Annotated in this window: 14 protein-coding genes and 2 pseudogenes; 2 read left to right on the forward strand and 14 right to left on the reverse strand. The window is 40.6% G+C overall.

All coding sequences use genetic code 11. The annotated features are described in order from the left end of the window. Window positions 1-8 precede the first annotated feature (8 nt). The 3 genes from JMN17_RS05040 to yneA form a co-directional block, all read right to left on the reverse strand. Entirely contained in the window at window positions 9-242 is a 234-nt protein-coding gene (locus JMN17_RS05040) for a DUF896 domain-containing protein (protein ID WP_087991429.1), read from the reverse strand. Window positions 243-305: 63 nt separating this feature from the next. Further along, window positions 306-959, reverse strand: coding sequence for a YneB family resolvase-like protein (locus tag JMN17_RS05045; RefSeq protein ID WP_087991430.1), 654 nt, complete (start codon window positions 957-959; stop codon window positions 306-308). Between the two features lie 18 nt (window positions 960-977). After that, the gene (yneA, locus tag JMN17_RS05050; RefSeq protein ID WP_087991431.1) at window positions 978-1295 is read right to left on the reverse strand and encodes a cell division suppressor protein YneA; all 318 of its coding nucleotides are present in this window, start codon (window positions 1293-1295) and stop codon (window positions 978-980) included. A gap of 148 nt (window positions 1296-1443) precedes the next feature. Between yneA and lexA the strand changes: the two genes are divergently transcribed. Further along, complete coding sequence (lexA, locus tag JMN17_RS05055) at window positions 1444-2061, forward strand: transcriptional repressor LexA (protein WP_087991432.1); 618 nt, start codon at window positions 1444-1446, stop codon at window positions 2059-2061. Window positions 2062-2446: 385 nt separating this feature from the next. Here lexA and JMN17_RS05060 read toward each other — a convergent pair whose 3' ends face one another. Both JMN17_RS05060 and fosM read right to left on the reverse strand, forming a co-directional pair. Then, on the reverse strand, window positions 2447-2869 hold the full coding sequence (locus JMN17_RS05060) for a hypothetical protein (protein ID WP_414958333.1): 423 nt from the start codon (window positions 2867-2869) through the stop codon (window positions 2447-2449). 80 nt (window positions 2870-2949) lie between these two features. Continuing rightward, window positions 2950-3372: a FosM family fosfomycin resistance protein gene (gene fosM / locus JMN17_RS05065; protein ID WP_087991434.1), complete on the reverse strand. Its 423-nt coding sequence runs from the start codon at window positions 3370-3372 to the stop codon at window positions 2950-2952. 177 nt (window positions 3373-3549) lie between these two features. Between fosM and JMN17_RS05070 the strand changes: the two genes are divergently transcribed. Then, the gene (locus JMN17_RS05070; protein WP_087991452.1) at window positions 3550-4002 is read left to right on the forward strand and encodes a YndM family protein; all 453 of its coding nucleotides are present in this window, start codon (window positions 3550-3552) and stop codon (window positions 4000-4002) included. Window positions 4003-4028: 26 nt separating this feature from the next. On the opposite strand, the gene JMN17_RS05075 is transcribed toward JMN17_RS05070, so the two are convergent. From JMN17_RS05075 to chrA, 9 genes and pseudogenes are all read right to left on the reverse strand, one after another. After that, window positions 4029-4787, reverse strand: coding sequence for a poly-gamma-glutamate hydrolase family protein (locus JMN17_RS05075; RefSeq protein WP_087991435.1), 759 nt, complete (start codon window positions 4785-4787; stop codon window positions 4029-4031). Between the two features lie 231 nt (window positions 4788-5018). Next, a pseudogene (locus JMN17_RS05080) lies at window positions 5019-5334 on the reverse strand (hypothetical protein). A gap of 94 nt (window positions 5335-5428) precedes the next feature. Then, the gene (locus tag JMN17_RS05085; RefSeq protein ID WP_202327635.1) at window positions 5429-7069 is read right to left on the reverse strand and encodes a YndJ family protein; all 1641 of its coding nucleotides are present in this window, start codon (window positions 7067-7069) and stop codon (window positions 5429-5431) included. Next, entirely contained in the window at window positions 7063-7683 is a 621-nt protein-coding gene (locus JMN17_RS05090; RefSeq protein WP_087991438.1) for a DUF4166 domain-containing protein, read from the reverse strand. The genes JMN17_RS05085 and JMN17_RS05090 overlap by 7 nt, the downstream gene beginning before the upstream one ends. Before the next feature lie 4 nt (window positions 7684-7687). After that, window positions 7688-8495, reverse strand: a pseudogene (locus JMN17_RS05095) (hypothetical protein). A 156-nt stretch (window positions 8496-8651) separates the two neighbouring features. Next, the gene (locus JMN17_RS05100) at window positions 8652-9863 is read right to left on the reverse strand and encodes a Ger(x)C family spore germination protein (RefSeq protein WP_202327636.1); all 1212 of its coding nucleotides are present in this window, start codon (window positions 9861-9863) and stop codon (window positions 8652-8654) included. Then, window positions 9853-10944, reverse strand: a complete 1092-nt coding sequence (locus JMN17_RS05105; protein WP_087991441.1) for a spore germination protein — start codon at window positions 10942-10944, stop codon at window positions 9853-9855. The genes JMN17_RS05100 and JMN17_RS05105 overlap by 11 nt, the downstream gene beginning before the upstream one ends. A gap of 27 nt (window positions 10945-10971) precedes the next feature. Then, window positions 10972-12540 (reverse strand): spore germination protein, encoded by a 1569-nt coding sequence (locus tag JMN17_RS05110; RefSeq protein WP_202327731.1) that lies wholly within the window; start codon window positions 12538-12540, stop codon window positions 10972-10974. A gap of 241 nt (window positions 12541-12781) precedes the next feature. Then, the gene (gene chrA, locus JMN17_RS05115; RefSeq protein WP_202327637.1) at window positions 12782-13972 is read right to left on the reverse strand and encodes a chromate efflux transporter; all 1191 of its coding nucleotides are present in this window, start codon (window positions 13970-13972) and stop codon (window positions 12782-12784) included. Between the last annotated feature and the right edge of the window lie 13 nt (window positions 13973-13985).

Below are 13985 nucleotides of genomic sequence, written 5' to 3' on the forward strand. Positions count from 1 at the left end.
CTCTTCTATTAGTGAAGTTTATTATTTCTTTTTTCTTTTTTTAGTTTTTCTGGTGTAACATCATTGCCTTCCGGATCAATGATTTTCACACTTTTTAATGTGTTTTTCATAGAAGAGCGAAAACCTTTCAAATACTCTTGACGGAGCTTTTGCTGTTCAGCTTTTTCTTCTTCTGTCATAACGCCAGCTTTGGCTTTGGCAGCAAGTTCATTAATTCTGGCAATTTTTTCGTTTGAAATCATGTTAAACTCCTTTATGGCATTTTGTCTATATAGTACTAGATCAAAAAGAGTTTTACAACTGATTCAATCGGCTGTCTCGTCATTCTCTATGTATTCCTGAAACCGCCGGTGGACGGTCGCTTTAGATACATCATACCCAAATCCTCTCAGCGTAGCCGCAATTTCTGCGAACGTCAGTTTATTCGCTCTTAGGCGGACGATCTCTGAGATGGGCACCTCTATTCTTTCTTTTCCGCTGTTTTCATGTTGGTTTTTCAGGTTTTTTTGCGGTTTGAAACCGTTTTTTACTGCACGTTTCATTCCCCGCTTGATTTTCATGTTGTGAATTTTCCGCTGGTACTCTTCAACAATGCTGACGATCTCCAGCACCATCGAGTCAGCCTCCGATAACTCCAGTTCACCTCTGTGAGCCGTTGTATAGACTTTCACACCTTCTCTATAGATGCAATGAAGCAGTGCGATTTTTGCATTTCCACGTCCGAGCCTAGTTTCATCCTGAACCAAAATGACATCAATTCCAGAATTCTTGATCTCATCAAGCAGCCCAAATACACCATCCCGATCCATTTCATATCCGCTAGCTTTCTCAGAAATCACTTTGACGACTTCCATGCCGTTCTCGGCCGCAATTGCCGTAAGCTCCTCCTCCTGCCGCTTTAATGACGTCTCCTGCTGTTCTTTATTTGTGCTTACGCGGGCATAAATGAGTGCTTTCATTTTTTCTATCTTTCCTCTCTATCTTACAGTTGCCAATTCATATGCATCCTGATGTTTCTTTTTCAATGGAATCACCAATTCATCTCCCGGCTGGATATCAGACGTCTGAAGATGATTTTTATCAGCCACCCATTCAATAAATTCACTTTTGTTTATTTTCTTTTTATCTGCTACCTGGCCGGCTATAGACCAAAGTGTATCGCCTTGCTGGACTTCTATTTTAACATACTGATTAAGCTCCTGGCCGCTGCTTGTATATGACAGCAAAAGGATTACCGCGCTCAAAATCACTGTGAACAGACCGACAAAAATAATAGATTCTTTACCCATGATCATAACCTCCAACAGGAATGTTTGTTCGCTTTTTATAATTTCAGTATATACGAACAAACGTTTCTGTCAATTGTTTTTTCGAACCTATGTTTGTACTGTAAGGAAAATCATGCTATAATCTTCTTAAAATCGACGTTTTGAGGTGCGAAAAATGACGAAGCTATCAAAAAGGCAACTTGATATCCTCCGTTTTATTAAAGCAGAGGTTAAATCAAAAGGATATCCGCCTTCCGTAAGAGAGATCGGAGAGGCTGTCGGGCTTGCGTCCAGTTCAACTGTCCACGGCCACTTGGCCCGCTTGGAAACAAAAGGGCTGATCAGACGAGATCCGACAAAACCAAGAGCGATAGAAATTCTTGATGAAGAAGTAGACATTCCGCAAAGCCAGGTCGTTAATGTACCGGTCATCGGGAAAGTCACGGCGGGATCTCCTATTACAGCAATAGAAAATATTGAAGAATATTTTCCGCTTCCTGACCGTATGGTTCCCCCGGACGAGCATGTGTTTATGCTTGAAATTATGGGAGACAGTATGATTGACGCTGGTATTTTCGATAAAGATTATGTCATCGTTAAACAGCAAAACATAGCAAACAACGGGGAAATTGTCGTTGCGATGACAGAAGATGATGAAGCTACGGTAAAACGTTTCTATAAAGAGGATACTCACATTCGCTTACAGCCTGAAAACCCAACGATGGAACCTATCATCTTACAGAATGTCAGCATTCTAGGGAAAGTAATTGGCGTGTTCAGAACCGTCCATTAATCTATTGAACTATCAGATGATGAAATAACCCCCTCTTCCTTTATGGAGAGGGGGTTTATTGTATCAAAAAAAGCAGGCTCGCCCTGAATTTTAGGTGCGAGCCTGAATAGGAGGAAAAGAACATCATGTTTACACCATAATTATCCACCAAACAATTGTTGAAGTCAAGAAATTTTCTTTCCTTTAGGAAACTTTTTATCGAAATGTTGTCCGTTTAAAACATTAGACGTGATCTGCTTAAAAACGTTTCATTACTAGGTCGTGGAATGATACGGAATTAGATTTATGCAGAGAGCGCGGCAATTAATTTATGTGAAAATTTAGTACATAGTTTAGTTAGTTCTATTTTATGTAAAAAAACAGCTCACCTTTATCATCGTGAGCTTCAATCAAAATGAAAATATTGAATACCATAACTCCCTTTTACTCGAACACTTGTGCAGTTTTCCGAATGTTCTTCTGCAAAGATACGGTATCGATGAAATGGATCAATTGAAACTTTATCCTGAGCACTAAAATCAAACCAACTGCCTCTGAATTGTTTCGTGCTCAGCGTGGTATATTGCCCCGTAAGCCCCATCCGTTGAAGTTTAAGCTCAACTGAACAACTATTGGCTCCCAAGATCGTAAACTGATAGCCTAAAAAATATTCGATTGCCGGAACATCACTGATATTTTCCAGAACAAACGACTTTGTGCTGTCATTTAAAATAAAGTCTGTTTTGTGATCAAAATCTAATGCTGACGCATGGGTACTGCCAATGCCAAAAAAACACGTCAAAACTGCCGTTAAGGCCAGTATCTTCATTTTCAACCAACCCCCATTTACCATATTTTAACCTTTATTCACATTTATGTATATGTTCTTTGCGATATCTCGAGGCCGTTTCAATCATAAAATTTCATATACGTTTTTTCTTGTTTATAATAACGAAGCCTGTCTTGAAGGGTTCCGGTATGAAATTCAAATTTATGGCCGTCTGGGTCGGTAAAATAAATAGACTTTCGATCGCGTTCATTTCGTTCTCTTCCAGGCAGTATATGGACATGAAGCCTTTTTAATTTTGCTGACATTTCCTCAAACTCACGATCTTCAATAGTAAAAGCAATATGAGTATATGATGCCTTAATGTCATTTCTCGGAATGTCAGGCTCTTCATTAAGTGCAAGCCAGATGCCATTCAAATCAAAATATGCTGTTGTTCTTCCTTTTACCAGCAGCTTGGCATCAAACACTTTGTGATAAAAATCGATTGATGTGTCCAAATGGGAAACAGAAAATAACAAATGATTGATTCCTTTTATCTCCACAATAAATTCCCCCTCTAAAGCTGATCAACCATATGTACGTTTTTGCACCAAGAAGGTTTCATGCAACAAGAAAAAAATACCAGTGTAAACAAAATCGAATTGTTTAAAATAATGACTGTAACAAAGATAACGATTAAGAAAAGGATTTTCCTTAAAAATAACAACTTAGGTGATCAAATGAAACATCTCATTGCACTTTCTTCAAAGATTGCTTTCACTCTCGCCCTTTTATATGTAATATTGGACAGGGTCTACTATGCATCCTTTCTAAGTGTGATGTTTATTGCACTTTTCTTAGGTTTTGTCTCATACCTTTCCGGTGACATGCTCGTCCTTCCGAGAACAAACAATATTATAGCTTCATTGGCTGACTTTGGACTTTCATTCGTTATGATTTGGGTCTTTGCTTTAACCCAAACAAGAAATGATTTCTCACCGTTTGCAGCCGCTCTTCTTTCCGCTGTCTGTCTTACTGTTTTTGAATACTTTTTTCATCGGTATTTGCTGAAGAATGTGCTGGATGAAACCTTCCGAAATGAACTGACAGCCAGGGATAACACCCTTCAATATCAAACAGAAGCCGCAGACGAATTGCTTCCTGACGTTACCAATGAGAAGCATGAGGAATAGGAGGCCGGCTTATGGCCTCCTATTTTTCAGTAGTTACTTTTCAGAAAACGGGACATCACTTCGGTAAAATCATAAAACCTCTCATTTTGAGTAACAGATCTGCTTTTTAAAGAAAATACGCCAAACAAAGATTTTCTAAAACCTGTGCTCATTTCGATCTGGATACTCAAACCTGTTTTTGATTTATTTGCAATGTTATTCGGACTAACGCCTGCATGCGGATGGTCTGTACTGAGCAAGACAGCAGGAAAACCGGCATTTTGCAGTTCTTCAACTAAATCTGCCGCTCTTACGCGATCTGTACCGCCGACTTCGATCTGCTGATCTTCTTCTGCATACCCGTGCAATGAAATGACATATTCATGACTTCCCGTCATCCTCAAGGCCCGGGGCTCATCAAAATGCGTACTCGTAATATGCATCACAGAGTTTCCTGACGATTTTAAGCCTTCAAATAAATACATCGAAGACTCTTTGTTGAGCTCTCTCGCTACTTCACTTGTCCCGCCTTCAATACCTCCTCCGTGAATGGCTAAAATAAGGACAGGACTGCCGGTTTCTTTCGTAACAATACGGTAATCTGAAGGCTTTTCATTGTTTTTTAATTCCTCAAAATTCTGATAGACATCTTCCGCGTAAATTGAAGAAATCGGAATGAACATCACAAAAACAATCAATAATTTTACAATTTTAAGAGTTGATGGGAAACGTTTGGCTATGTTACAATCAACATGCTTCAAGGAATGGAGCAAACGGCGGAGCAGGGATACTTTGGCCGGTTTCATCTACTCCGCCTCTAAGTCCAAATCAACAGGATGTCGGTTTCTTTGAGGCTTTAGCACGAATTCTCTCGTCCTCCTTGTTAAATTTTTGTTAAATTCACAATATTATATACCATTAGCCCGGGCGCTGTTCTTCTCATTTTTGAATTTATGAAAAGGTATTGGCACCGCCTGTATCCCAATTCCCATAGCAAACCAAAATAAAAACGCACCTGCTCTTTGGCCTGTGCATTTTTATTTTCTATTGATTCTTCGTTTTTTTTGCTTCATTCAGTTTCATGATATTTTTTTCGATTTTTCTTATTTTTCGCCTTTGCGGGATTGTTTTCACTTCATGATAAACAGCGATAAACCCGCTTAATGTTACTGCTGCGATGTAAAGAACACGATGTTTGATAAACCGGTCAGCACGCTTGTGATCCCCCTTCTCTTTTTCCAGCCTTTCGATCACATCTTTACCAAACAGCTGATCGACATACACTTGTTTCATTCCCACTGCAAATCCAGCAGCCAGCCAAAGAATCAGAAATAAACTGATATAAAACATCACTAGTCACTTCCTTTCCCGTTAAGATGCGGCGCAGAATTGGAATGCAGCTGATCGAATCGTCAAACAGCTTGTCAGACGAAGCCATTTCTTTGTGTTAGGTTCTTTCATTTGGACGACAATATGTAATAATGTAATGTACAGTTAGAAATTTTAATCCAAACAGCCACATATGATGAACAGCGGTTAATCTGTTGTCATGCGAAGCTTCTATCAGAAAGGTCTCAGATAAAGGAAGCGGACAAGTTCCCGCTCTGGTTTGCAGATAAATTCCCTCATCTCCAGCTCCGTTTTTTCTCCGCCTGCTTGTCAAAACCAGTTTCTCATGATGATGATAAGGCTTTAAAATGCCTGTCATGCTGCTGAATGGAAGCGGGAGAGAGATGTTCATATACCCCTCTTCATTTGAACGATACACTGAATATAGAGCCGTAAAAATGGTTTCGTTTTTTTCATTTGTTCTGATCCAGGCACGCACTCTTTTTCTTCCGTCTTTTTTCGAATGAACACCCTTTATCGTGCTGTACATTTTATACCAATCAGGGTTCGTCGACAGATGTATTTGGCCGGTTTTTCTGCTGAACCATTCGTAAACAAATGCAAGCGGCCGAAACCACGTGCTCCACGTCACTTTTGCTTTCACATCATACTCAACGGTTTGTTCATAAAACGATAAAATAAATGGCGCCAGTTTTTCGGGTGAAAAATCTTTTGAACGAAGGCTTCTCATATCATCCACAAGCCCTCTGTATTGAGCGTTATTTTCAGCTTGAATCTCAGCTAAAAAGACTTTTCCAATCCTTCTTTTTCCATAGATCCGGCTGAATATCTTTACACTGTCTGCATCAAAAGGCTTTGGATCTTCTATTCTCCATCCGATGAGAGCGGGCAGTATCACAGCAAACGCGTTGATAAAACCGTGAATCCAAATCATCTGATTGATGCTCAGTGTAACTTCCTGCCGAAATACACCAAATGAATAAATCATCGAAAAAGTGATCGTTAACATTAAAACGGCAGAAGAAAGCCGAATAAGAATTTTTCCCGTCTTGCTGCGAAAAGCTGTGGTAAACACCAAATATGCATGAAGATAAAGCGCCGCCATATAGATGCCAACCGCAATGACATCAAGTGTTTTTGAATATGTGATGCCAAGCGCGATAAGAATGGGCGAAAACAAAATCACCCATGTTATCCAACTGTACAACATCCGATTATTTCTGGCGATTCTTCCGAGCAAGCCGTTAAAGATCGGGATCAGAAAAGCTGAATAGTGAAAGTGGACTGCAGTCAGCAAAATGATAAGCGGGCCAAATTGCATGATCTGCAAATGTGCAGCATAAGCAAAAAACCAAAACCCTCCACCCGCCAAATAGATAAGCCCGAACAAAACTGAGGTCTCTTCGATTCTATGTATCTTTGTATCCCGCAAGCGAAGGAGCGCGTACAATGCCATAAAGACAGTGTAGATCCACCAGATCAGAGCGAACCACCCGATGTCTGTCACAAGAGCCAGCACCGCAAAGAAAGCTGCTGCCGGATAGCACTGTATGAAACCAGATTCCAGAAATTGAGCAGCCCGAAGCGGCGATTGATGAAAGACAAAAGGAAAAATCTCCGGAACGAAAAAGAGGATGGATAACAAAACAAGCGCCTCTGCCACTGATAGATGGGGTGTTTCCGCTGCAAGAAACCCTATAAAATAAAGCGTACTGATCATGCCATTTCGTTTTAACATGATTCTCTCTCTTCTTCCTGAAACGTTCCTTTATAATAGAAAAGAGTGCCGAGAATTGTATTTTGCACATGCACTTGAATGGTGAAGCAATTCTTGCTTTCATCAAACGTTTCGCAAACAACGGACGTACCGGTCAGCCATTTTGGCAGCGGTATTCGTTTTCCGCATATCAACAGCCATTGCTTTCCCGATGTAATTGTAAGAGAACCGTCAAGAGATGCCTCTAACACTAAAACAGAGAGCAGAAGATGAGGTCTGCCGAAGAAATCGAGTATTTTGTCTTCTTTTTCGTCGTATACCATGATCGCGTCAAAAAAACGTTCTTTGCCTTTAAAGAAAAATGTACGATTCCATTCTATCCCGATATGTTCCCGATTCATAAGACAAGTTCTATTTTGTATCGTAAAAGGGATGTCTTTGCCTCTTTCTGAAAAGAAGCACCTGAAAAAAACACCCAGCTTTAACAGCATTCTGACCAGAAAAGAGCCTCCGCTTATTTCTGACATCGTTCCTGTCCCGCTGAATGTATGAGATTCGTCTAATTGATATCGTTTTTGCAGTTTGGGATGCAGCAAATAATAGTTCTTGATTGTTTTTTCATAAATCGTATTCACAATGTCACTTCTTTCTCTTTCGTTTAGTGTGCCGGGCACTAGGGAGCTGAAGATTAAGAACGCCGCTTGCCGCAGAAAACACACTCAACAGAATTGATAATAATATCTCGGAACCTAAAAAAACGAATCCAGCATAGATAAAAGCCTGGACTGCATGAATGATCCATTTTTTCTTTAATGGAATGAGCCACAGAATACCCCATCCTATCTTCGCTGTTCCTGCAAAGATACTTGTTTCAAAACCTGTAAAGCCTTGATAAAACCAAAACAGACTAAAAAAATAAGCATATGAACACATAGACGATAGCCGATCGAATGGAGTGTTTCGGATGTTTGTTTTGCTCAATCCAAAGCCTTAGTACATCAAAGCTCCATGCAGTCGCCCAGCCAAGCAGCGGCCGAAAAAATAAACGATCGATCCATCTTCCCGGCAGTCCGTAGACTGTTTTGTATTGGTACTGTGTTAAAAACGTTATGTTCCCGTTGTCTCGCTGTATATACTTCCAGTAGCCATTACCCCGCCTAATCAGGGATAACGGATGATCAGATCCAAAAGCCAGTGAAGAAACTCTTTCCGATGAATATTTGTCGAAAACACCGACTGTTTCTCCTATACCCGATACCTTTAGCCCAAAGCCTATTCTTGTTTCGTAAAGAAACTTCTGCTTTTCGTATTGCTGCTTAGGCAAATATGTGATATTTGAAAACCGGAGATCCCATTCTTTATGCAGCGCTGGGGTTTGCGTATATTCCCAGAGCGTATCCAGGTCAGATCTCATTTCGATTTCTACATAAATCGGTTTCTGTCTCACAGCCCCTCCTCCCTTCTATTTTAAGCAATTTCATATTATCATATTGATTGTTTTAAAAAATGCATTTACCCCAAAAAAAGTATCTTCATCCTGAAAAATGCATAAGAAAAAGAAGAGATGTTTCTTTCTCTTCTTTTTAAAAATCTATTTGATCCATTACTGAGTCTTAACCGTTCCATAATGAGTAATTGTGGTGTTTACACTGTACGTGATGTCGGCCTTACTGAAGGTGTCATCCCAGTTCTTTTTCACCTTTTTCCATAAGTCCGGATGTTCAAGTCTTAATGATTCATCAAAACCCGCAACATCAGCTTTATAATCTTGCTGGATTTTTTTTAATACATGACCGACTATTTTTTTCACTTCGTTTTCAATATTCTTTTCAATACGTTCTATAAACTGTGTGTCCAACGTCTCATTTGTGTTCCAGTTTTCAACCAAATCCCCTTCCGATTCAATATCGACATGGAATGATATATCCGTTCCTTTTATTATAGGCTTGATTTTACTTTTTATATAATTGATATCGTACGCGATAATCTGCTGGCTCTTTTTATCATAGGACTTTACAACTCCGCCTTTTCCTCCTCCGGCAATCCAAGCAATTCCCTCCGTTTCATATTCATCTAAAAAGCCGATCATTTTTTTAGACTTCCCGTTAATTACCGCTGATCCGGAATACTTGACCGCTCCATTTGCCGAGACTGCATTTTGCAGTAAAAAACTGCTGCCGGAATGCAGTTTACCGATTAGTTTCGCGAGTGTTACAGGGCGAAGTATTCTGGAAACTTTATGTTCATTCTCAACTAATCCAGTCAGCCGAAATGCCGGAATTTCACCACTCTCTTTCAGTTGGAGGGCATCTCTCGCCTTCCCTTTTGCAGATAAAACAAGACAGCTCAGCCTGATTTCATTATCACGAAAAAATTGATCCAGCATTTTGTCGATAGGATATGTACGCAATACATCTTCACTCATGACAACCACTTTTAAATGCGGGCTAAACACTTCACGATCCCTTCTTAACGCAACCTCGCTCCCAATCTGTTGTAACGAATCACCTGTTTCACTTATATTTTGATACGCTTTTTGCGTTCCTTGTCCGCCACCCCCTCCGTTTTGTCCCGCACCTACCACTTTTTCATTAACAAATTGATAGGTCAGTGTAAGGTTGTCTTGTTTCGGATAGCTCCCTCCCTCTTCTTTTAACTCTTTTTCAGTATTTGTTTCTTTTCCTTTATCAATTGCGATAGCAAATGTGAGACCAAGCTCTTCTATTTCCTTGCTGCTCCAGCACCCTGTTACACAAATCATAAACAAACATACGATGACAATAGCGGACACTGGATGTTTGATTTTACGTTTCACCTCTTTTCCTCCATTTCGATATGACTAAAAGCAAAATCGGCAGAGCGCCAAATATATACAAAGCCATATGACTGACCATATCGCCCAAAATAAACACATCATTTTCATTTTTGGGCATGCAAGAGAGAATAAAAACAACAGGAAGCAGCCAAAACATACATGAAACGGGTTTCTTTTTGAAAACTTGCGAGACTCCTAAAGAAGCTGCATAAAAAGTGATAATGAACGTGGCAAAAAGCTGCATAATCCAAATGACTAGCAGGAATGATTCAAATCGTTCAAATATTAAACCAGATATCTCAAAGCTTCTCATCAGGTCAAGTGCCGGCCATGTTCTCGTTACAACACCGTCAACGGATATTGCACCGATAACCATAATCAGCGTAAAAATATAAAAACATGTCACAACACTTGTCCCGATTACAACCGCTTTCAACGCCTTTTTCGGCTTCTTCATAAACGCTACTAGAATAAGCATAATTTCAGAACATGTAAACGAAAGGGCCGTTGTTTTCACTCCTTTGAGAACCGGCATGATTCCATCTCCTAATACAGGGCGTAAATTGTTGACCTCAAATATACCTATACTCATGACCGCTACGGTTAAAAAGATGATGACCGTAACCGGAAAGATCATTTCAAAAAGCCGGGCAATGGGATCGAGCCCTTGTGTAATTGAATAAAGCCCGATCCAAAGAACAGTCATGACTATCGCCCACGATGGCGTCCCTTCAAGGAGAAAAAACACAACAATTTCTGACATGACTCTCACTTCGAAGGCACCGAGAGCTAAAAAATAAGTAATGAAAATGAGACTGATTAAAGCGCCGAGCCATTTGCCTACAATATGACCAGCATATTCATAAAACGTCTCCTCAGGATACTGCTGGCTTAATTTCACGATGACTATTCCGGCAATGATCGCGATAACCCCGCCTAATAAAATGGAAATCCATCCATCAGGTGATTTTGTTTGTTCTGTTACTGTCCGAGGGAGCGTGAGAACTCCTGCAGCGAGCATATAATTAATAATGATCACCGTTGCTTGTGCGGTTGTAATTTTACTCTTTGGGCTGGACATGAGATTATCACCATCCTGTCGAAGTCGTCATTTCACCCGTTTTGCATTATCTGTATTCATGATTTTTGGTCTGCGTTTCATGACTAAGAGAGGCATTCTGATGATAAAATCTTTCCAATCTTTCACATAATAAGGGACCGCTGGGCTTGCGTATGGAAGACCAAAGCTTTTCAACTTTACGACATGGCTGCTTAACAGCAGATAATACATAATAACTCCAAATAACCCAAACACCGCCGCGCAAAACATCGCGCCAAACCGAAGCATCCGAAGTGCGATGCCTGTACTGTAATGCGGGATGGCAAATGAAGAGATTGCTGTGAGCGCAACAACAATGACCATAATAGGACTGACAATGCCCGCTTGCACAGCTGCTTCCCCGATAATTAACCCGCCAACGATGCCTATCGCAGGTCCGATGGGTTTTGGCAGACGAAGCCCCGCTTCTCGTAAAATTTCGATCGCAATTTCCATAAATAAAGCTTCAATGATTGATGGGAATGGAACACCCTGACGCGTCCCGGAAATTGAAATTGCCAGTTTGGTTGGAATTAATCCTGGATGAAAAGAAATAAATGATATATATAAAGCCGGTGCAAATAACGTGATGATTGCTGCAATGAACCTCAGTAATCTGATAAATGAACTTGGGAACCACCGTTCATAATAATCTTCAGGCGATTGAAGCACCATGCTGAAAGTGACCGGAACAAGCAAAGCAAACGGGGTGCCGTCAAGCAGAATGGCTACTCTGCCTTCCATTAATCCGCTGATGACGCGATCAGGCCGTTCTGTACTTTGTACTTGCGGAAAGGGACTGAGATAATTATCCTCGATCAGCTGTTCAACATATCCAGATTCCGGCAGATGATCGATCTCAATTCCTTTCACTCTTTTTTTTACTTCCTCGACCACTTCTGGATCTGCTATGTCATACATATAAGCGATGATTAAATCCTTTTTTAGCCTTGTCCCTACTTCAAATCTCTGAAATGTTAATTGATCATTTTTTCCTTGCTGCCTTAAAAGAGCTGTATTCGTACTCAACTCTTCTGTAAAGCCCGTACGCGGCCCTCTGACAAGCGCTTCAGATAGCGGCTCCTCAATGCTTCGATTTTGTTTCTTTATGGTTCCAAGAAGAAAGACCTGCGGCATTCCATCGATAAGAAGCGCTGTTGAACCCATGAAAACATCCAGCACGACATCACTTATTTTTTCTGCTTCTACGACATTACAGATTGATCCGATTTGATTCTTTATATCCTGCGAATTTAAAATGCCTTTTCCAGATTGAGAAATGTCCTCTCTTACCTGATTAGGCTGATTCATGACCAGCAACGCTGATACTCCTTTATTAATCGAATCTTGATCAGACAGTCCATCAACAAAGATCAATGCTGCTTTCACATGTAAATGAGTGATCTCAAATTCCCGGATATGAACGTCTCCGTTATGCCCGATTTTTCTTTTGAATAGCTCAATGTCGCACCCAAAGTTACCGGTTAACACTTCTTGATCCGGCTTTTCAGCTTTAGATTGATCTGAGCCTTGATGCTGCTTCTGTGTTTTGTGCTGATTGTTCCGCCACCTCATGATTGCACCTTCTTATTTTTCAATCCAAGTAAATACTTTATTGATTGCATATGGAATGAGGAATACAACGAATGCTTGAAACCATACTGTCCAGTCAGTAAGTGTTGATATCATATTATCCATCTGTAAATTCCTTTCTCTCTAATAGGATTATTTTTCCCATACATCTATTTTTTATGTTCCTCTTTTTTGACAATAAAAAAAGCATGATGAATATCTTCATCACGCTTTAGAGAAATCAAGATTAAAGAAGGTTCAGAAGAAAGCCGCCAATCACACCAGTGAACACAACAACCCACGGAGGCAGTTTCCAATAAGCAAGCATACTGAACAATACGGCCGCAAACGCAAAATCAATTGGATTCAAAATCGCACTTGTCCAAATCGGAAAATAAAAAGCTGAAATTAATATTCCGACTACCGCTGCATTTACGCCTGCAAGAGCTCCCTTTAGGTTAGGGTACCTCCGCAAAACATCCCAATAGGGCAACGTACCTAAAATCAGCAAAAACGCCGGCAGGAAAATGGCAATGGCAGCTAACATTCCGCCTTGCCAGCCGCCCATGACTGCACCTAGATAAGCGGCAAATGTAAATAACGGTCCCGGCACAGCTTGTGCTGCACCATATCCTGCTAAAAATGCTTCTTTGCTGATCATTCCAGCTGGTACAAATTCCTGTTCCAATAAGGGCAATACAACATGTCCCCCGCCAAAAACCAAGGAACCCGCCCTGTAAAAGCTGTCAAACATAGAAAGCCAACGCAAATCCGCAGTTTCTCGAAGGACGGGCAGAAGAACCAGCAATCCGAAAAATAATGAAAGACACACGGTTCCGAATGTCTTAGAGATAGGAAAATGAAAAGCTGATTCTTTTTTGTCGATAGACTCTTTAAACACCAGAAAACCAATCGCTGCGGAGATGACGATAATGCCAGCTTGGGTATACGCGGTTTGCCATAAAAGTGAAACAATCAATGCAAACAATGCGATCGTTTTTCGTTTGACATCGGGCGTCAGTTTTTGAGCCATTCCCGCTATAGCGTGGGCAACAACTGCCACCGCTACGATCTTTAAACCATGAATCCATCCGGCTTGCTCTATATTGGTGTGTTTTAATAAAAGAGCAAATATGATCAGTGCCAAAACAGAGGGCAGCGTAAAGCCGAGAAATGAAACGATCCCGCCAAGTAACCCGCCACGCATAACACCAATCCCAATCCCAACTTGACTGCTCGCCGGACCAGGCAAGAATTGGCACAAAGCAACCAAATCGGCATAGCTTTTTTCATCAAGCCATTTTCTTTTGCGAATATATTCTTCATAGAAATAGCCCAGATGAGCAATGGGACCTCCGAATGATGTAAACCCAAGTCTTGTTGAAACAATTAAAATTTCTATCAGCGTTTTAAAGCTGTTGCTCTTATGTTCGCGCATCGCTTCCTCCCAT

It is taken from the genome of Bacillus sp. RHFS10 (genome assembly GCF_016757475.1).
Lineage (GTDB): Bacteria > Bacillota > Bacilli > Bacillales > Bacillaceae > Bacillus > Bacillus subtilis_G.